We start from the raw sequence: 18,951 nt of genomic DNA, 5'->3' as shown, positions 1-18,951 counted from the left end.
GTTGAAGCACTGCGGAGCCGCAGAGGTAAGCCCGGGCGTGATTGCTGACATCATCCCGAATACTCTCAGATGTCCATTGCTGCAGTGTTTATCGATGCGGCTGCCCATTCTGGACCCGGGCGGAATCTCTGGGTGCCGTAGCTGCTGTGCGGCACAAAACCGGTTCGACTGCGCTATTCTTGCCGGGTGAACAAGCGGGCGACGATCGGCGACGTGGCAGCACGAGCGGGCGTGTCCAAGAGCACCGTGTCCTTCGTCGTCAACGGCCGGCCCGGTGTCAGCGCGAGCTCCCGGGATCGAGTTCTCCGCGCAGCCGAGGCCCTCGGGTGGCAGCCGAACGCCCGTGCCCGTGCGCTGTCTCGCAATCGCACCCAAGCTGTAGGGCTCGTCATTCGCCGCGATCCCGAGCTCCTCAGCACCGACCCGTTCTTCCCTCAGTTCATGGCAGGCATCGAAATCGGACTCGCCGCGCAGGAGTACTCGCTGGTCCTGCAGGTGGTCGGAGACGTGCAGTCCGAGCGCAGCGCCTACCAGCGGTTCGCACGCGAATCCCGGGCCGATGGTGTGTTCCTCACCGACCTGCGGATTCACGACTCCCGGCCACAGGAGGTCCGCGAGCTCGGACTCAGCGCGGTGGTCGTCGCTCCCGAAGGCACGGACCTGGACGGCCACCCCACGATCGGGATGAACGATGACGCCGGAGTACGGCGCGCTGTCCACCACCTGCACTCGCTCGGCCACGAGCGCATCGCGCACGTCATGGGCACCGCGGGTTACGTGCACACCGAGGCCCGGCGCCGCGCCTGGCAAGAGTCCCTCGAGGAGCTCGGCCTGCCGCTCGGGACCCTCGTCACCGCCGACTTCACCGGTGGAGCCGGCGCGCGAGCGACGCACGAGCTCCTCGATCTACCCCAACCACCGACCGCGATCGTCTACGGCAACGACCTGATGGCCATCGCCGGGCTCTCCGTCGCAACGGACCGGGGCCTTCGCGTGCCGGATGACCTGTCGGTCGTCGGGTTCGACGACATCCCGCTGGCGCCGTACTCGGTCCCGCCCCTCACGACGGTCCGGCAGAACGTCGTCGCGTGGGGGACCGCCGCCGCGCAGACCCTGGTCGCACTCGTCGAAGGAAGGGAACCGCCCGCGGTCGTCCTCCCCCCGGTCGAGTTCGTCGTCCGCGGCAGTACAGGCCCGCCCAGCACTCCGTCCCGCGCGCGGCCGCGCAAGTCGCCGCAGGTCAGAGCCCGGTCCTGAAGGTTGCCTGCCGCGCTGCCGGCGGTCAGTCGTCGTCGGCCAGGGCGCGGACTCGTTCGCGGACCGGTTCGTAGTGGGCGGCGATGGCGGCTCGGAGTTCGTCGACGTCGCCTCCGGCGGCCGCCTTGATGATTGCGGTGTGGAGCTTGGCGGTCTTGATCCCGTCCTGCGGCCGGACGTTCAGGGTCGGAGCGACGATCCGGTGCACCTCCCAGAACGCGCCGGTCAGCTGCAGGACCAGGTCGTTGCCGATGGGGCGCATCAGCATCAGATGAAACTCGCGATCCTCTTCCAGGAAGTCCTCGCCGGCCGCCGCCTTCTTCTGCATCTTGTTCGCGAGGGCGGTGAGAGAGGCGCGCAAGTCGTCGTCCATGGCCTTGATGATGTCCGCGGCGATGCCTTGTTCGATCAGTTGGCGTACGTCGATCAGCTCGAGCAGGACCTTGTGGTCGTCGTCCCGGCTCAGGACGCCGCGGAACGCGAGGCTCTCGACCAGGGCGTTCAGCGACATCCGGCCGACGTACGTGCCGTGGCCGTGGCGAACCTCCACGATGTCGAGGGTCGAGAGCACCTTGATGGCTTCGCGCACGCTCGACCGGCTTGCGGCGACCGCGTCACCGATCTCGCCCTCGGTCGGCAGCGGATCGCCCGGGCGGAGCCGGTGGTCCAGGATGAACCGCTTGATGTCTTCGGCGACCTGCTCCTGGCGGCGGGTCGGCCGCTCCCGCCAGGCCCGTACGGGCACCTGGCTGGGGGGTTCGAGATCCCTGTCGACCATCACGTCACCTCTCAGCTCGCCTGCAGCATCAGACATATGATGTCAGACTTTCCCGGAATTCGGTACAGCCGCCACTAAGAGCCGGTCAGCCACGTCAGCGGAAGCTTACTGAAACAGGGGCCCTGGTCCGTGGGTCTTGCCACCCTTCGTGCCGGTGAACAGCACTGTCCGGGTGCTGGGTTCCCACGGGCACGCGGTCGCGGACGACGACAGGCCGCAGGTACGCCGGTACACCACGGATGGTGGTTTACAGGTACACCCGGTCTGCGTCCGGCATAAGCTCCCGAACGACCTGCTGCTCCGGCTCGGCCAGGACCGCGTGATCGCCGGTGTCAAGGACTCCAGCGGAGACGACGTCGCCTTCCGGCAGTTGCTCGTCGAGCTGCACGACGCCGGCCTGGAGGACTTCGCCGCCTTCACCGGCCACGAGGTCATGGTCGACTCGATGCTGCTCGCCGGAGCGTCCGGCTCGGTGCCTGGTCTCGCGAACGTCGACCCGGACGGCTATGTCCGGCTCCATCGGGCGACTGGGACCGGTGACGTCGCCTGGCCCGGTCCGAGCAGGAACGACTGGGGTCGACAGCGCCAGAGAGCTCTCTCGTGCTCGGTGGCGGCTGCAGTTGTTTGTCAGGCGGTGCGGTGGATGCCGGGGATCGCGTTGTACACCTCGAAGGAGGCTGCCGTGAAGACTGCGTCGTCGTGGCGGGACACCTTGTCGACGGCGCGGATGTCGGCGTGCATGCGCTCCGAGTCGAGGTGGCACAGGACGTAGCCGCAGTGCAGGTCGGCCCACTTCAGCGACGGGTTGACCCGGCGCCGGACCTGGCGCGCCTCGTTCGCCACTGGGTTGAAGTCCTGCGCGCTGGTGATCGACGTACTCGTGATCTCGGCGCCGATGACGCGGGACGTCGGGTCGGTGGTGTCGGCCGAGATGTCGGAGACGTAGCTGCAGTGCACGTCGCCGGAGAGTACGACGAAGTTGGACGACGTACCACGCGCCTGGGATGTCGCCACGGTGTCGAACAGCCGCTGCTGGCCGGCCTGGTAGCCGTCCCACGTCCCGGGGGAGAAGGTCGGCGGGGCTTCCGGGTCGGCGGCGGTGTTCAGCCGGGCCATCAGGATCTGCTGCGCCACCAGGTTCCAGCGGGCCGGCTCGGCGCCGAAGCCTGCTGTGAACCAGCGCTCCTGCTCCTCCCCGAGGAGGACCCGGGCCGGGTCGCGTCGTGGGCCGTCGTCGGCAGCGGGTCCTCCGGTGACCTGGGGATCGCGGTACTGCCGTGTGTCGAGTACGTCGATCTGGGCCAGCCGGCCGTGCCGGAAGCGCCGGTACAGCCGTGCGTCGGCGCCGCGCGGTGGCTGCGGCCAGCGGAGCGGCTGGAACTCCCAGTACGCCCGGTATGCCGCCGCCCGGCGGTCGAGGTCCGGCGTACTCCACGACTCGTAGTCGTTGGCGACCTCGTGGTCGTCCCAGGACAGGATCCAGGGCATCGCGCTGTGGGCGGCGAGAAGGTCGGGATCCGTTCGGTACAACGCATACCGCAGCCGGTACTGGTCGAGGGAAACCGTGGTGGGCACGACCTCGGCGGGAAGATTCGGATCGATGTGGCGCCCGACGGCCAACTGCTGGACCGGATACTCGTACAGGTAGTCGCCTACGAACAGCATCAGCTCGGCATCCTGAGCGACAGCGTCGGCCATCGTCTGGAAGTACCCGGCCCGCCAGTTCTGGCAGGAGGCGACCGCGAAGCGCAGCGGCTGCATCGATTGCCTCGGCGGCATCGTCCGTGTCCGGCCGACCTCGCTGAGATGACCGCCCGCGCGGAAGCGGTACCAGTACGCCCGTCCCGGGAGCAGACCGCGGACGTCGACATGCACCGTGTGTGAGGTGTCGGGGCTGGTCGTCGTCGTGCCGGACCGGACCACGCGGTGGAAGCGCTCGTCCTCGGCGACCTGCCAGTCGACGCCCACCCTGGCGCCCTCGTCCAGTCCGCCGTTCGGCAGCAGTGGCGCCGGCGCGATCCGTGTCCAGATCACGACCGCGTCCTCCACCGGGTCGCCGGAGGCGACGCCCTGTGTGAACGGGTACGGCAGCACGCCGCCACTGCTCGCCGTGGCCGGCCGCGGCATCGCGAGGCTGAACGCGAGCCCGGCGGCGCTGCCACCGGCGAGGGTGAGGAACCGACGGCGATCCACTTCGGGCAGCGTCCGGAACGAAGTCCTGGCAGTCATGACGCAGGACACTAGACACCCCACATGACCACCGCAAGACCTATTCTGCAACTTGAAGCGAATTCGGCCCAATCGGGCGCCTCAGCTCGTACGTACTGTGCTCGGTGATCCCGTGCGCGGCCTGGCAACCATCGCCGTCCTGGTGTCCAGCGGGCAACACGACGAGCTCGGCTACTACGTCGACAAGGCACTCGACGACGGGCTCACGGCCGGCGAGATCTCCGAGACCATCACGCACCTGGCCTTCTACAGCGGATGGCAGAACGCCATGGAAGCCGTCCCGGTGGTCGCGGACGTGTTCAAGAAGCGCCGCATCGGCACCGATCAGCTTCCCGAGGCCAATCCCGAACTTTTTCCCCAGGACGAGGCCGCCGAGGCGGACCGCGCCGCCAACGTCCAACGACAGTACGGCGAGGTGTCGCAAGGTGTCGTCGACGACACCCCGAACGTCTTGTTCAACGACCTGTGGCTGCGGCCCGGCCTCAAGCTCCGCGATCGCAGCCTGGTCGGTCCTCAACCATGTCGTCTACTTCACCGGCTGGCCGAAAGTCTTCACTGCCATGCCAGTCATCCGCAACGCCGCCAACTCGGGGTCCGAGCCGCTGCCGCCATCCCGCAACCAACGTCGAGTGTCTATGCCCGACGCGCCGGGGTCACGCTGGCGTGATCGCCGGCCCGAGCGAGCTGTGCCCGCAACAAACCTCCCGCTCAAGGTGGCCCCGGCAGTACACCTCATGACAGGAACTCCCTGGCCCCAGCGAGATGAGGTGTGCTGGATGGCGACCACCTAGCCCTCTCGAAGGTATCGACTCCACATGCGCTTCATGACGATCACCGCAGCACTGACTCGCACCGGGGCCCGTCGCATCAGGCTGGCGACTGCGACCCTCGTCTCCGCGACCCTGCTCATCCTGCTTTCCCCGGGTACCGCGCAGGCGCATCACGGATGGGACGACTTCGACACCGACCGCCTCTACTACGTTGCGGGAACGGTCTCGGAGGTCCGCTGGGGTGAGCCGCACTCCTTCTTCACGGTGACCCTTGACGACGATCTGCCTGCTGACACGCCGGAGCTGCAGTTGCCTGAGGAGCTGCAGGCCCCCGAGGACAGCGGGCCGATCAGCGTCGCCCCGTCGTACAGCGGCGCCCATGACGCGCTCGAGGTCGTCATCGCCCCGCCGAGTTTCACGGGACGGTGGGGTCTGGACCGTCCGTTGCGCGACGGCGAGCGGATCGAGCTCGTCGGCTACGTCGGTGAGAGCCACGACAACGAGTTCCGTCCGGTCGCGTTCTGGTACGAGAACGGCCGGCCGGTGAACCAGGTGCTCGGCAGTGAACTGCCGGCGACGCCGCTGCCCGTGCCGTATCCCGAGAGCGGCACGCGGGCCCCTGCTACCGACGACGACGCCCCGGCCGGCGCCACCGACTCCGACAGGTCGGCGGCCGTCGTGTGGGCCACGCTCGGCGTCGCGCTTCTCGCCGTTTTCGCGGGTGGGGCAGTCTTCCTGCGGTCACGTTCGCACCGGGGTTGAGGGCGCTTGTCATGGGCGAGGTGTTCGCATGGCTGGAGGACAGCGCGTTCTCCGAGGCGATCCGTGGCACGGCGTACCTGTATCCGATCCTCGAGAGCATCCACATCATCGGCATCGCGCTCCTGGTCGGCCCGGCCGTGGCCTTCGACCTCCGGCTGCTGGGGCTGGGCCGGCAGGCGCTGCGGGTGACGACCGCGGCGAACAGGCTCCTCCCTCTGTCGCACGTCGGCTTCCTGATCGCGGCGGTCACCGGCATCGCGATGTTCCTGCCCGGGGCGAGCGTCATCGCCGACCGCGGTAGCGCTCCGTGGAAGCTCGGCCTCATCCTGCTTGCAGGGCTGAACATCTTGATCTTCCATCGACTCACCTACCGGGGTGTCGCTCGCTGGGATGTGGGCCGGTCGACGCCCGCCGCCGCCCGGTTCGCCGCGGTCGTCTCGCTGATGACGTGGTCAGGTGTCACGGTCGCGGGGCGCCTCCTCGCCTACACCTGACTGCCGCGCTCTACCAGATCCACCCGCATTCGTTCCACGAGGTCCAGCTCGATGGCGTGTCTCTCATCGTCGCGGGCCGCGCATACGCTGCTGCGGACCAGCCCGGGCGGTGCTCACTCCACACGCGCGGATGGTTGCGTGGACCTACGGGGCGACCTGAATCGTGACGTTGGAGCCTTCGATGGCTTCGAGTTGGTCGCGGGTGGCCTGGTAGGTGCCGAGGCGGGGGACCTGGTCGGAGTATCCGCCGTGCGCGTTGTAGTAGAAGATGATGTCGCCCCAGGGAGCGTAGTAGCTGAAGTCGCCGTTGCGGGGTTCGGATCCTGGTGTGCCCGCGGTGTTCAGCTTGCGCGGGAGATAGGCGATCTTCTCGCTGTTGCTGTAGTCCTCGAACTCGAGGGTCAGCGGGAGCATGGACACGAAGTCGCGCGCGGCCGGGGTGTCGCGGTCGATGGTGACGTCGATCTGGGTGCTGCCGGAAGTGAACCGGACAACGGTGCCGGCCACGTTGCCGGCCGGCGCGGCAGCTGTCGCTGAGGTGGCGGACGACGGGGAGGCGGGTCGCGCCGGTGAGGCGGACTGGGTGGCAAGCGTCGACGGGGCCGTGGGCGACGGCGCGTCGATCGTCGCAGGCGAGGTGCTGGTGGAGGGGGCGGTGGCCGGGACCGAGGACGAGTCGTCGGTGGTGCATGCGGCGAGGAGCCCGATGGTCGCGGCCAGGCCCGCGAACGATGGCGTGAGTTTCTTGATGGTCGTGGCCATGACACCAGGGTTCAGGTACTCGCGCGCCTGTGGGAGTCTCTGACGAAGGGTGTACCGGCAGAGCATCCCTCGCAGGGCCGAGGCCACCTAGCCTTGACACCATGGACAACTCGCTGGAGACGACCGCAGGCTGGACGCCTGAGGAGCTGAGCAGCGTCGGCCGCGCCGACGAACTGCAGGTCAGCTCCTACCGCCGTGATGGGACGCTGCGGACGTTCGTCACCATCTGGAACGCTCGGGTCGGCGACGCGATCTACATCCGCTCGGCGCACGGTCCCGCCAACGGCTGGTACCGCCGCGCGCTCGTCGCAGGAGCCGGCCGCATCCGCGCCGGCGGGACCGAGCGCGATGTGCGGTTCGATCCGCTGGACGCCTCCGACCCGGCCCAGTCAGCCATCGACGAGGCGTACCACGCCAAGTACGACCGGTACGGTCCCCGCTACGTCGCCACCGTCGTCGGCCCCTCAGCTCGACAGACCACACTGAGGATTGTCCCCGCCCAGTGATGGTTCCCTGTGAGTGCACCTATCGCTGGTGTCTTCCATCGATACGCGTCACGCGGTTGACCGGCTGGATTGTCGCCCAAGTACGGCCCCGTTCGACGGTGGTTCGACCGAGCCGTGAAGGTCTTGCTGGAACCATGACATCAGGTAGAGGGCGTCGTGCGGGCGCGGCGGTGCGGTTGGTCTCGGCGGTTCTGTGTTTCGGTTCCTTGGGGCTGATCTGGGTCTTGGTACGCCGCCCCGGCGCCGGCGGACGTCGGCGTACCTGGTCGAGGATCGTCGCCGGAACATTCGTCGTCCTGCAGGTCGTCGGTGCCGCGATCACTGTGTCCACCGCGGTTCGGCCGCCGGTCCTGTGCCACACGCGTGTGTTTCCGGACGGCCGGGTGCAACCCGAGCCACAACTCCAGGACGTTTCCCCGCCGCGGATCTGGGGTGTCGCCCGCGACGTGGTCAACGCGCCGGCCACTGGACTCGGGCTGCTCGCGTCAAGGGCCGCAGGAATGAGCCAATGCGCCGGTCCACCGCTGACAGTGACCTTCTGGGAGCCGACGCGCCCCAGCGGTGGTGGCAGCACCATTGGCTCCGCCTTCGTGGCGTGGATGCCCGCCGGCTACGACAGTTCGAGCGTCCTGCCGGGAGCAAGCGGCCACGCACACGCCACCGATCGCCGGCAGCTTGATGCGCCCTACATTCGGTACGGGCCGAACATCTCGGGCACCCGGTCCGGTGAATCGGAACTGGCCCGGCACGAGTCGCGGCACAGCGATCAGTGGGCCGTGGGGACCCTCATCGGCGGTCCGCTGACGTTTCCGCTCGCGTACTACGCCGACAGCGCGTTCTTCCCCGGTTCCCGCAACCACTTCGAACGTGCCGCCGGACTTGCCGACGGCAACTACTCCGAACCCCCTGACAACAGGCCCACCCCGATCCCCGGTGCGGTTCCCGTGACAGCAGTTGTCGTCGCGCTGGTCCTGCGCCGGCAGCTCCGGTCGCTGCGACGCACCCACACGGAGAGCACTTCACATCTCGAACGTCAGCTGGACCGGAGGGCCCCGCATCGCCGCGGGCAGACGGTTGCTCAGGCGGGTGGGGGCTGGACCGCGGCCTGGTAGGCGGCGAGTTCGGCCGGCTGGTCGATGCTGCCGTGGTGGTGGATCTGGAGCCACCGCCCGGGGTCGGGCTCGTACCGGAAGACCCGGGACGTGCGGATGGTGAGCGGTACGACGTCGCCGTCGCGGTTGCGGTAGGTGCCGAGCTCCCGGCCCGCGAACACCGCGCCGTCCGCCCAGCGGTAGGTGGCCGCGTCGGTGAAGGTCACCTGAAGGTCGAGGTGGCCGGCGAAGATCCGGCGGTACAGGTCGGTCACCGCCTTGCCGGACCGGAGGATCCCGCCGACCGGGTTGTTCAGCTGGGCGAGCTCGTCCTGGGACCAGACGGCCGCCAGACTGTCGAGATCCTTGTGGTTCAGGGCGTAGTAGAAACTCTCCAGCGCCGCCAGGGCGCCGTCGTGGTCCGGCTTGGCGGCCTCGTCGAGGCGCAGCCGCGCGCTGGGACCGAAGTTGTAGTCGACGAGCTGGGTCATGGCGATGTCCTTCCGATGACAGGCGTTGACGCCTCCGTACCCGGACGATGGTCGCAACCTGGACGACGCTCCACGAGTGGCCGGGAAGTCACTCACCGATGAGTTCCAGCCAGAACGACGCGAACGCCGTTACTGGTCGCCCGCCCGGGTCGGGGTCGTGCTGCTGGTCGACCAGAGAACCTCGAAGAGATTGGCCTGCATGCGGGCGTACTCCGCACTCTCGATCATCATCGCGAAGTTCTCGCTCCGCGACGACATCACCGCCACCTCGTTGGCGCCGATGATCATCGTCATCGTGAACACGTACCCCGGTGACGCGTACCGCGATTCGCGGTACTCCGCGGCGCTCGTCGGCCACCCGTGCTCATAGTCCCGTTCCGGCGAGCGGACCACCCGCAGCAGGAGCCTGCGTTCCCGGCGGCCGGCGATGTACTCGTTCATGGCGGTCTGCCCCGGCACGGTGAGCAGGTCCTTCATCGACAGGATCCCGCGCAACGGGCTCGGCCACTCCAGCGTCTCGAACAATGCGTTCCTGATACCGGCCGCACCCTCGAGGTAGCGGACCCGGGGCTGGCTGGTTCCCTTCGCCCGGACGGCTCGGAGCTTCGGGACCAGGTCGTCCAGGATCTCCTTGCGCTCGGCCCACTCGTCCAGCAGTTTGCCCGGATCATTGGCGGTCAGCACCGCCCGGCCGCGGCCGGCCGGTTTGCCGGTCGGGCCGACCTCGGTGATGCTCAGCAGTCCGCGGTGAACCAGCCGCTTCGTGATGTCGTAGGCGTTGGTGCGACTGATCCTGGAGCGTTCCGCGGCTTCGGCCACCGTGGGCCGGCGAAGGTCCAGCACCTCCAGGTAGAACCTGGCCTCTTTGGGGTCGAGCCCGGCGTCGACGAGTTGCTGCCACATGAGGCACTCCAATTGTCGAAATTCGACGACATTTGTTGCTGGCAGGATAGCGGGCGAGATCCCTTGACTCCATGGATTCACAGTCCTAATCTCCCGGCACTTCGCGCCACGGCGGAGTTAGTTGTCGAAAACGTTCGACATTCGGCCGACGGGCCGGCAGCAGCCGGAACCTCAAGGAGCAGCCATGACGACACAGCACCTGCCGCGGATCAAAGTCGCCGCGGTCCAAGCCGCACCGGTCTTCCTCGACCGCGACGCGACCATCGACAAGCTCGCCGGGCTGGTCGCCGAGGCGGCCGGGCAGGGCGCCGAGCTGGTGGTTCTCGGGGAGACCTTCCTGGCCGGTTTCCCGATCTGGAACGGAGTCCTGCCGCCGGTCGACCAGCACGACCTGCACCACCGCTTGTTCGAGTCCGCGATCACCGTGCCCGGTCCGTACGTCGACGTGCTGGGCTCCATCGCCGCGCAGCACGGCGTGGTCCTGTCGGTCGGGGTCAACGAGCGAGCCGCGCACAGCCTCGGCCAGCTGTTCAATGCCAACCTCATCTTCGACTCGTCCGGCCGACTGGTGAACCATCGCCGCAAGCTGGTGGCGACCTGGTACGAGCGGTTGACCTGGTCCCACGGCGACGCGCACGATCTCAAGCCGGTCGAGCTCGGAGGCTGGAACCTGGGTGCGCTGATCTGTGGCGAGAACACGAACACGCTCGCGCGGTACGCGCTACTGGCTCAGGGCGAACGACTGCACATCGCGACCTACCCGCCCGCCTGGCCGTTCGACCAGCGCCCCGACCGCCCCGAGTACGACCTGCTGGACAGCATCCGGCTCCGCAGCGCGGCGCACACCTTCGAAGGCAAGGTGTTCAGTGTCGTCGCGGCGACCGCACTCGACGACCAGGCGGTCGCCGAGGTCGCGGGCGACAACGCCCGCGTCGCCGACATGTTGCGGTCGACGCCGACCGCGTCGCTCGTGGTGGGGCCGCGCGGCGAGACCCTGGCCGGTCCGCTGGTCGGTGAAGAGGGCATCCTCTACGCCGACATCGACCTGTCCGAGGAGATCACCCTCAAGCAGGCGCACGACATCGTCGGGACCTATCAGCGACTCGATCTGTTCGAGGTCCGAATGGACACCCGGCGCCCCACCCCCTTGGCGATCGACCAGACCGCGGAGCAGTTCACCGACGCGCGGCAACTGCTCGACACGGAGGTGGTTCTCGATGTCTGAGGTCATCGGCTCCGCGTCGGCCCCGCCGGTCGATGCCGAGCACCGACGGAAGGGACGCCGTGCCCTGCGGGCGGCGATGTTCGGCTTCTTCGTGGACATGTACGACGTGTACCTGCCGGTCATCGCGCTGGCGCCCGCGATCAGCTACTTCTCCGCCAGCGGCTCGTCGTCGGTCGAGATGGCCACGCTGACCGCGGGGATCTTCGCGGCGTCATTGATCGGCCGGCCGCTGGGCTCGATCATCTTCGGCTCGATGGGGGACCGGCTCGGACGGCGGCGGACCACGATCGTCGTCGCGGCCGGATTCACTGTGTGCACCGGCCTGATCGCGCTGCTGCCCAGCTACGCATCCATCGGCGTCCTGTCACCGGTGCTGCTCGTGCTTCTCAGGCTCCTCGACGGTGTCTTCCTCGGTGGGGAGTACACCGCCGCCAACCCGCTCGCGATGGAGTACGCGCCGCGGCACCTGCGGGGGCTGTACGGGTCCTTGCTCAACGTGGGCTACCCGGCCGCTCTCGGGGTGATCACCCTGATCACGATCTTCACCTTGAGCATCGCCCCCGGCGGCGGGCCGGCGTCGCCGTACGCCGTCTGGGGGTGGCGCATCCCGTTCGCCGTCGGATTCGTGATCTCGGGCGCGTTGTTCGTCTACTACCTCCGCTCCGTCCCGGAGTCGGAGCTGTGGACGAAGATGCCGAAGGTCAGGAGTCCGCTGCGGACGCTGTTCTCCGGCCGCAACCTTCGCCGGTTCGGTACGGCGTTCGTCGTCGGCTCCGGCGCCTGGCTGACGCTCGACGGCACCGTCGGCGTCTTCGCCGCGCACTTCAAGAAGCTCGGTACGGACGTGGGAGTGGTGAACTCGGTCGTGCTGATCTCCGCGCTGCTGGGCGTTTGTACGTTCCCGCTGATCGGTGCGGCCGGGCAACGGTTCGGCCGGCGCGAGGTGTTCCTGGTGCTCGGCGCGGTGAACATCGTGGTGACGCCGCTCGCCATGGGTCTGTCCGTTGCCCTCCGCCACAATCGTGCGGCGGTCACCGTTCTCGCGGTGACCGCGATCGTGGGCGCCTTGGCGGTCTGGGCGATGATCACCGCCTACATCATGGAGATGTTCCCGACCGAGGTCCGATCGTCCGGGTACGGCATCGCCTACAGCCTGCCGAGCATCATCCCGGCGTTCTACACCTATTACATGCTGGGTCTCGGCAACTTCATGAGCTACGACTACACACCTGTCGTCATCATCGCGGTGGGTGGTGTCCTGCTGCTGGTCGGCGCGTGGATCAGCAAGGACCTGCGCCATGTCGACCTGGAGAACGCCTGACCCCGTCGGGGTCACGCGCTCGTACGGCTCCGGGGCGGGATCTCCGCGGCGACAGGTGTTCCCGTCTCGGCCAGCCGGAAGGTCTCGCGATACCGCTGGGGGCTGACCCCGACGATCTTGCGGAAGTGCGGACGCAGCGTCACGCCGGTGGACAGCCCGACGTCGCGGGCGATCCGGTCGACGGACAGGTCCGTGTTCTCCAACAGTCGCTGGGCCCGAAGGACCCGCTGCTGCAGGAGCCACTGTGTGATCGACGTACCCATGGTGTCGCGGAAGCGGCGGTCGAAACTGCGACGGCTCATACCGGCTCGCCGCGCCAGGGCGGCGGGGTCGAGGGACTCGTCGAGGTGCTCCTGCGCGTAGGCGATCGTCGTGGCGATGCCGTCGTCGGCGACGGCCTCGGGCAGGGGCCGATCGATGAACTGTGCCTGACCGCCGGCACGTAGCGGCGGAACGACCATCCGGCGGGCGATCGCCAGTGCGGCCTGGGCACCCCAGAGCCGTCGTACCACGTGGAGGCAGGCGTCGACCCCCGCCGTACAGCCGGCACTCGCCACCACATCGCCGTGATCGACGAACAGAACGGACGAGTCGACGCGGACTTCGGGGTAGAGCTGCTGGAGTGCGTCGGCGTGGTACCAGTTGGTGGCCGCTCGCCGGCCGTCGAGAAGACCTGAAGCGGCCAGCACGAAGGCACCGGTGCACAGGCTGACGATCAGCGCACCGCCGGCATGGGCTGCGACTATGGCTTCGAGGACGTGTTCCGGTGGACGCTCGGCGGGGGCCCGCCAGCTCGGGATGACGACGACGCCGGCCCGATCGAGATCCTCCAGCCGGTACGGCGCCACCAGCTGTACTCCGGTGGTCATGGTCAGCGGGCCGGGCTCGGCCGCGACGCTGAGGACCTCGAACGCCGGCGCACCGCTGGCCGTTCGATCCAGCCCGAACACGCTGATCGGCACACTGGTCTCGAACAGGTCCGCACCGTCGACCATGAGTACGGCGACCGTCGACCGCGAGCGATTCCCCATCCTGTCCACGATCGAGTGTAGGCAGCGGCGGCGACGATCGTCACCGTGCTGACCGTCTCATGTCCCGGCCAGACCGGACGAGGACAGGCCGTCGATGAAGCGGCGTTGCAGCGCGAGGAACAGGATCAGCATCGGCGCGACCATGATGACTCCCACGGCGCTGACCAGCGCGTAGTTCTGGGTGAAGCCCTGCTGGAAGGCGAACAGGGTTGTCGACACCGGCATCTTGGATTCGCTCTGGATCAGCGTGATCCCCGCCGGCTCGACCGGCACGTGGGTGATCGAAAAGACCATCCGCAAGTGCTACGTCGCCTCGGTACCGCCTAGCTGACCGCATCCGGACAAGTGGGCCAGCAGGCGGAGGAGGTGGGCCTCGGCGAGGCAGGCGTTGCGGAAGTCTTTGAGGTGGAGGCTTTCGTTGGGGCCGTGGGCTCGGGTGTCGGGGTCTTCTACTCCGGTGACGAGGATCGCGGCTTCGGGGAAGGCTTCGTGGAAGAGGTGGATGAGGGGGAGTGTGCCGCCGCAGCCGATCTCGACCGGGGCGGTGCCGTTCCAGGCGAGCTGTAGGGCCTGGAGTGCTGCGGTCCGTACGTCGTGAGGGGCCGTGACGTTCGCGGGGTGGGCGGATGCGCCGCGGGTGACGGTCAGGTGGGCGCCGAACGGGAGGTGGAACCGGAGGTGGTCGAGTAGGGCGGCCTCGGCGTGCTCGGGGTCGTCGCCGGGGGCGAGGCGGATCGAGATCTTGGCGCGGGCGATCGCGCTGAGCATCCCGGCTGCGCCGTCGACGGCGGGGGCGTCGAGACCGGTGACGGTGATTGACGGCTGGTTCCAAAGCCGGTCCGTCAGCGCGCCGGTGCCGATCGGAGTGACGTCGTCGAGTAGGCCGGCGTCCGCGCGGAACCGTTCCAGGTCGTAGTCGACCGTGGCGCCGGACCCGCCGACCAGGCCGCCGACGGCCACGCTGCCGTCCGGATTGTGGAGCGACGCCAGCGTCGCAATCAGCGTCATCAGAGCGTCGGGCACCGCGCCGCCCCAGGCGCCGGAGTGGAGCGGGTGGTCGAGGGTTCGTACCTCGACCACCAGCTCGAGGACGCCGCGCAGCGAGATGGTGAGCGCCGGGACGCCGACAGCCCAGTTGACGGAGTCCGCGATGACGATCACTTCGGCAGCGAGGCGGTCGCGGTGAGTGGTGATCAGGTCGGCGAGTGTGGGGGAGCCGATCTCCTCCTCGCCGTCGACCAGGACGGTCACCGAGACCGGCAGGGTGTTGCCATGGGCAAGCACTGCCGCGAGGTGGACTGCGAGGCCGGCCTTGTCGTCGGCAGCTCCGCGTCCGACCAGACGGTCTCCGCGGTACGTCGCCTCGAACGGCGGGCTGTCCCACCGGGCCGGATCACCGGCTGGCTGTACGTCGTGGTGCGCGTACAGCAGGACCGTCGGCGCACCCGCCGGGCCCGCCCGATGCGCGATCACGGACGGATGGCCGCCGACCGCGACGACCTCGGCGCTGAGCCCCGCGGACTCCAGGAGTGACGCCGACGCCTCCGCGCTCCGGCGTACGTCGGACTCGTGCGCCGGACTGCTGCTGACCGACGGAATGCTGACCAGCGCGGCCAGGTCAGCGAGAACCTTCGGCAGCACGGCGTCGACACGGTCCGAGAGCGGGGACGACTGCACTGTGCTGGTCATGACACGACCCGCATCCATCCGTGCCGGTCGGGCGTCGTGCCTTCCTGGATCGCCAGCAGTTCGGTGCGGAGCCGTGCCGACCACTCTCCGGGTGTGCCGTCGCCGATGACGAACTCGCCGGCCGAGGTGCGCACCCGGCCGATCGGGGTCACCACGGCTGCGGTGCCGCAGGCGAACGACTCGGTCACCGAACCGTCGTCGCTGCCGTCGCGCCACTCCGCCAGGGTGATCGGGCGCTCTTCGACCTCGAGGCCGAGATCGGCCGCCAGCGTCAGGAGCGAGGCGCGGGTGATGCCGTGCAGGATGGTGTCGGAGAGCGGTGGCGTCACCAGCGTCGTACCGCGAGAATCCTGGCGGACCAGGAACAGATTCATCCCGCCGAGCTCCTCGAGATAACGGTGTTCGTGCGCGTCCAGGAACACGACCTGGTCGGCGCCGTGTTCTGCGGCTGTGCGCTGGACAGCCATCCCGGCCGCGTAGTTGCCGGCGCACTTGGCGTTGCCGGTGCCGCCTGGATGGGCGCGCGGCAGGTCCTCGGACACCCACACGGTGATCGCGGGGGAGGCTCCGTTGAAGTACGGCCCGGACGGTGAGCCGATCACGAGGAACAGGTACTCCTCGGCGGGACGGGTGCCGAGCGTCGCCTCGGTCGCGATCATCAGCGGCCGTAGGTAGAGGCTGTGACCGGGACGATCCGGCACCTGGCTGCGGTCGGTCGATACCAGCAGCGACACACAGTCCAGAAAGTCGTCGACGGGCAGCTCAGGCATCGCCATCCGGTCTGCGGACAGCTGGAACCGCCGGGCATTGAGCTCCGGGCGGAACAGCCGGATCTCGCCGTCTGGGTGCGGATACGCCTTGAGTCCTTCGAAGATCGCCTGTCCGTAGTGCAGGACCATCGTCGCCGGGCTCAGCGACAGGTTGTGGAACGGCCGGACCTGCGGACGTTCCCAGCCGTCGGTGGTCCAGCTCATCGAGGTCAGATGGTCGGTGAAGACGCGACCGAAGCCGAGGCCCGGGTCGTGGCTGGACTCGCCTGCGGGAGAGCTCGCGGTGGTGAACATGACGGTCAGGCTAGGTCTGCGCGCACGGGTCCGGGATGGGCCGACCGCACACCTCGCGCGCCCGAGCCGGGCACGGTGCCCGCCGCGGCCACGAAGGCGTCGACGTCAGCCGGCCTCGTGTCGAACGCGGTCATCAACCGAACGACGCCGGACGCCTCGTCCCAGGTGGAGAACGTGTAGGACTGCCGCAGCGAGCGGGCCACGTCGGCGGGAAGCTGAGCGAAGACCGCGTTGGCCTGCACCGGGTGCACGATCCGTACGCCCGGTACGCGGGTCAGCCCGGCAGCCAGGCGCTGTGCCATCTCGTTGGCCGTCGTGGCGTTGCGTGCCCACAGATCGCCGTCGAACACTGCCACCAGTTGCGCGGAAATGAAGCGGGTTTTCGACGGCAGCTGGGTCGTTGCCTTCGTCAAGTACGGCAGTCCGCGCACGAAGGCGGGATCGAGTACGACGATGCAGTCGCCGAACATTCCGCCGTTCTTGGTCGCACCGAGCGACAGCACGTCGACTCCGGCCGCCGTGGTGAGCTCGGCGAGGGAGCAGCCGAGCGTGACAGCCGCGTTGGCCAGACGGGCTCCGTCGACATGCACCGGCAGTCCGAGCCTGTGCGCCTCGTCAGTCAGTCGCCGCAGCTGCTGCAGGTCGTAGCAGGTGCCCAACTCGGTGGCCTGGCTGAGCGACAGTACGCCTGGCTGGGCGCGGTGTCGGTTCGTCCTGTACGCCGCCACCGGGGCAATGTCGGCGGGATCGATGCGACCGTCGGGCGCGGGTAGCGTCAGCAGCTTGAACCCATGGTGCTCAGGTGCCATGCATTCGTCGGTGTGCAGGTGTGCGGACTCGGCGCAGATCACGGCCTCCCATCGCTCGGCCATCGCCTGCAGGGCGACGATGTTGGCTCCGGTCCCGTTGAACACCGGGAACGCCTCGGCCCGCGGACCGAACTGCCGGCGGATCACCTCACGAAGCCGTCCTGTGTAGACATCGGCGCCGTAGCTCGGCTGATGGCCGCCGTTGGCCTCGGCGAGGGCGGCCATCGCCTCGGGGTGAACGCCCGCACAGTTGTCGCTGGCGAAGTCGATCAGACCGGAGTCGTGCAAGCTGGTCACGGTTGACCGAACAGTTGCCGGATCCCCGCGCGCAGCGCCGCGAGATCGGTGTCGACGGCAACCAGTTCGACAGCCGGGAGCCGCGCCGCGAGGTCAGCGTTGCCGGCGAAGACACCGGCGAGCAGACCGTGACGGTGCGCGGTGGCGACGACTGTCTCGATGGCCTTGACGACCACGGGTTCGACGACGCTCGACGCCCCGAGCGAGAGCGACAGGTCGTACGGACCGACGAAGATGCCATCGACACCGGCGACAGCGGCGATCTCCTCCAGCGCGTCGAGGCCTAGTGCGGTCTCGACCATCGGCAGCAGCAGCGGCTGGGGTTTGCCGAACGCGCCGGCGCGTGAGACGCCGGTGCTGCGGGTCCCCACGGGCGGCGGGTTGGACGCGGCGACCAGCGCGGCCGCCTGATCTGCCGATTCGACGGCCGGAACGATGATCCCCTCGACGCCGGTGTCGAGCACCCGGGCGACGTGGCTCGGATCGTGACCGGCCAGCCGCGCCAGGACAGGCACAGGGCTGGCTCGAAGCAGCGGCGCGAGATCGCCGGCGTCGACGTCGCCGTGCTGTAGGTCGACGCCCAACCAGTCCACGGCGCCGAGGTCGGCGAGCTCCACGGCGTACGGCGTAAGGCAGGTGAGCCACAGGCCCCGCAACGGGAGGTCTCCCGCCTCCGAAGCTCGGAGGCGGGAGACGAAGGTCGTCGTCATACAGCGCGATCCTTGGCGGGCGGAGGCATGTACGTCGTACGGCTGGGCGTCAGGCCGAGCCGCACGCAGCTCTCGAGCCAGGTGATCGCGGCACCGGTCGGGTCCACCACGGGTACGTCGAAGCCCTTGTCCGCGAGGCGCTTCTTCAGCTCCTCGGCTACGCCGAGCATGCCGGTGCAGCCGAGGATGATCACGTCGGCCTCGCCCTTGCCGACCGCGTCGGACGCCTGCTCGAACAGGCGGTTCAGCAGGACGTCGTGGTCTTCCAGCCCGAGCACCGGCAGGTCGACGACCCGGATGGTGCCGATCCGGCGCTCGATCGTGTAGCGGCGGGCGAGCGAGTTCAGCATGGGGAGGACGTTGGGCAGCACGGTGACGATGCCGACCTTCTCGCCCAGGCTCAGTGCGGTCAGCGTGGCCGGTTCGAAGCCTCCGACGACGGGTGCGTCGATGATCTCCCGGGCGGCGTGGACGCCGGGATCACCGAAACAGGTGATGAACACCCCGTCGACACCGTCGGCGCGGGCCTCGTCGATTCGCTGCAGGATGCCGGGGGCGGAGAGAGCCTCGTCGTACTCGGACTCGATGCTGGCGGTGCCGCGCTCGAGGGATACGCAGTCGATCGTGGTGCCTGGTGCGGCCCACGCCTCGGCCTCGCGGCGCACGCTGTCGAGCAGGGACTCGCCGATGACGGGGAGGATGACCCGGATATGCATCGCACGTCTCCTTCTGTAGAGGTGACTGCACCCTAGGATCGTGCGC

20 protein-coding genes and 1 pseudogene are annotated in these 18,951 nt (G+C 68.6%); 9 read left to right on the top strand and 12 right to left on the bottom strand.

Annotated features, from left to right (window positions below; all coding sequences use genetic code 11):
• Positions 1 to 186 precede the first annotated feature (186 nt).
• Entirely contained in the window at positions 187 to 1,257 is a 1,071-nt protein-coding gene (locus BJY22_RS36125) for a substrate-binding domain-containing protein (RefSeq protein ID WP_167216094.1), read from the top strand.
• Between the two features lie 25 nt (positions 1,258 to 1,282).
• On the opposite strand, the gene BJY22_RS36120 is transcribed toward BJY22_RS36125, so the two are convergent.
• Complete coding sequence (locus tag BJY22_RS36120) at positions 1,283 to 2,035, bottom strand: FadR/GntR family transcriptional regulator (protein ID WP_167216092.1); 753 nt, start codon at positions 2,033 to 2,035, stop codon at positions 1,283 to 1,285.
• Positions 2,036 to 2,183: 148 nt separating this feature from the next.
• Here BJY22_RS36120 and BJY22_RS42130 point away from each other — a divergent pair.
• A pseudogene (locus tag BJY22_RS42130) lies at positions 2,184 to 2,522 on the top strand (hypothetical protein); the annotation flags it as partial.
• Between the two features lie 140 nt (positions 2,523 to 2,662).
• On the opposite strand, the gene BJY22_RS36110 reads toward BJY22_RS42130, so the two are convergent.
• Positions 2,663 to 4,264, bottom strand: a complete 1,602-nt coding sequence (locus tag BJY22_RS36110; RefSeq protein ID WP_167216090.1) for an alkaline phosphatase D family protein — start codon at positions 4,262 to 4,264, stop codon at positions 2,663 to 2,665.
• A 112-nt stretch (positions 4,265 to 4,376) separates the two neighbouring features.
• On the opposite strand from BJY22_RS36110, the gene BJY22_RS36105 reads away from it, so the two are divergent.
• The 3 genes from BJY22_RS36105 (at position 4,377) to BJY22_RS36095 (ending at position 6,290) form a co-directional block, all read left to right on the top strand.
• The gene (locus BJY22_RS36105) at positions 4,377 to 4,931 is read left to right on the top strand and encodes a carboxymuconolactone decarboxylase family protein (RefSeq protein WP_167216088.1); all 555 of its coding nucleotides are present in this window, start codon (positions 4,377 to 4,379) and stop codon (positions 4,929 to 4,931) included.
• Positions 4,932 to 5,079: 148 nt separating this feature from the next.
• Complete coding sequence (locus BJY22_RS36100) at positions 5,080 to 5,796, top strand: DUF6152 family protein (protein WP_202891424.1); 717 nt, start codon at positions 5,080 to 5,082, stop codon at positions 5,794 to 5,796.
• An 11-nt stretch (positions 5,797 to 5,807) separates the two neighbouring features.
• A complete protein-coding gene (locus BJY22_RS36095; RefSeq protein WP_167216086.1) occupies positions 5,808 to 6,290 on the top strand; it encodes a hypothetical protein in 483 nt (160 codons plus the stop codon).
• A gap of 144 nt (positions 6,291 to 6,434) precedes the next feature.
• Here the strand turns inward: BJY22_RS36095 and BJY22_RS36090 are convergent, their stop codons facing one another.
• A complete protein-coding gene (locus BJY22_RS36090) occupies positions 6,435 to 7,052 on the bottom strand; it encodes a cyclophilin-like fold protein (RefSeq protein WP_167216084.1) in 618 nt (205 codons plus the stop codon).
• Positions 7,053 to 7,153: 101 nt separating this feature from the next.
• On the opposite strand from BJY22_RS36090, the gene BJY22_RS36085 reads away from it, so the two are divergent.
• Together BJY22_RS36085 and BJY22_RS36080 are read left to right on the top strand one after the other, a co-directional pair.
• Complete coding sequence (locus tag BJY22_RS36085; protein WP_167216082.1) at positions 7,154 to 7,558, top strand: DUF2255 family protein; 405 nt, start codon at positions 7,154 to 7,156, stop codon at positions 7,556 to 7,558.
• Between the two features lie 134 nt (positions 7,559 to 7,692).
• A complete protein-coding gene (locus BJY22_RS36080) occupies positions 7,693 to 8,670 on the top strand; it encodes a hypothetical protein (RefSeq protein WP_167216080.1) in 978 nt (325 codons plus the stop codon).
• Here BJY22_RS36080 and BJY22_RS36075 read toward each other — a convergent pair.
• Positions 8,637 to 9,140: a YybH family protein gene (locus BJY22_RS36075; RefSeq protein ID WP_167216078.1), complete on the bottom strand. Its 504-nt coding sequence runs from the start codon at positions 9,138 to 9,140 to the stop codon at positions 8,637 to 8,639. The genes BJY22_RS36080 and BJY22_RS36075 overlap by 34 nt on opposite strands.
• Before the next feature lie 129 nt (positions 9,141 to 9,269).
• A complete protein-coding gene (locus BJY22_RS36070) occupies positions 9,270 to 10,043 on the bottom strand; it encodes a TrmB family transcriptional regulator (protein WP_167216076.1) in 774 nt (257 codons plus the stop codon).
• Positions 10,044 to 10,227: 184 nt separating this feature from the next.
• On the opposite strand from BJY22_RS36070, the gene BJY22_RS36065 reads away from it, so the two are divergent.
• Positions 10,228 to 11,268, top strand: a complete 1,041-nt coding sequence (locus BJY22_RS36065; protein WP_167216074.1) for a carbon-nitrogen hydrolase family protein — start codon at positions 10,228 to 10,230, stop codon at positions 11,266 to 11,268.
• A complete protein-coding gene (locus BJY22_RS36060) occupies positions 11,261 to 12,589 on the top strand; it encodes an MFS transporter (protein WP_167216072.1) in 1,329 nt (442 codons plus the stop codon). The genes BJY22_RS36065 and BJY22_RS36060 overlap by 8 nt, the downstream gene beginning before the upstream one ends.
• An 11-nt stretch (positions 12,590 to 12,600) precedes the next feature.
• Here BJY22_RS36060 and BJY22_RS36055 read toward each other — a convergent pair whose 3' ends face one another.
• From BJY22_RS36055 to BJY22_RS36025, 7 genes are read right to left on the bottom strand one after another with little or no spacing between them, the layout of a single operon-like run.
• Entirely contained in the window at positions 12,601 to 13,620 is a 1,020-nt protein-coding gene (locus BJY22_RS36055; protein ID WP_167216070.1) for a helix-turn-helix domain-containing protein, read from the bottom strand.
• Positions 13,621 to 13,677: 57 nt separating this feature from the next.
• Entirely contained in the window at positions 13,678 to 13,914 is a 237-nt protein-coding gene (locus tag BJY22_RS36050; RefSeq protein WP_167216068.1) for an ABC transporter permease family protein, read from the bottom strand.
• Positions 13,915 to 13,923: 9 nt separating this feature from the next.
• A complete protein-coding gene (locus tag BJY22_RS36045) occupies positions 13,924 to 15,309 on the bottom strand; it encodes a M20/M25/M40 family metallo-hydrolase (RefSeq protein ID WP_167216066.1) in 1,386 nt (461 codons plus the stop codon).
• The gene (locus tag BJY22_RS36040; protein WP_167216064.1) at positions 15,306 to 16,373 is read right to left on the bottom strand and encodes a branched-chain amino acid aminotransferase; all 1,068 of its coding nucleotides are present in this window, start codon (positions 16,371 to 16,373) and stop codon (positions 15,306 to 15,308) included. Before BJY22_RS36040 ends, BJY22_RS36045 begins: the two co-directional genes overlap by 4 nt.
• Positions 16,374 to 16,378: 5 nt before the next feature.
• Positions 16,379 to 17,479: a threonine aldolase family protein gene (locus BJY22_RS36035; protein WP_337759747.1), complete on the bottom strand. Its 1,101-nt coding sequence runs from the start codon at positions 17,477 to 17,479 to the stop codon at positions 16,379 to 16,381.
• Positions 17,476 to 18,189: an HpcH/HpaI aldolase family protein gene (locus BJY22_RS36030; RefSeq protein ID WP_167216062.1), complete on the bottom strand. Its 714-nt coding sequence runs from the start codon at positions 18,187 to 18,189 to the stop codon at positions 17,476 to 17,478. Before BJY22_RS36030 ends, BJY22_RS36035 begins: the two co-directional genes overlap by 4 nt.
• The gene (locus BJY22_RS36025; RefSeq protein WP_167216060.1) at positions 18,186 to 18,905 is read right to left on the bottom strand and encodes an aspartate/glutamate racemase family protein; all 720 of its coding nucleotides are present in this window, start codon (positions 18,903 to 18,905) and stop codon (positions 18,186 to 18,188) included. The genes BJY22_RS36030 and BJY22_RS36025 overlap by 4 nt, the downstream gene beginning before the upstream one ends.
• Positions 18,906 to 18,951 lie beyond the last annotated feature (46 nt).

It is taken from the genome of Kribbella shirazensis (genome assembly GCF_011761605.1).
Lineage (GTDB): Bacteria > Actinomycetota > Actinomycetes > Propionibacteriales > Kribbellaceae > Kribbella > Kribbella shirazensis.
Note: the sequence above shows the minus strand (reverse complement) of the source record. Positions and strands in the feature narration are given on the sequence as shown.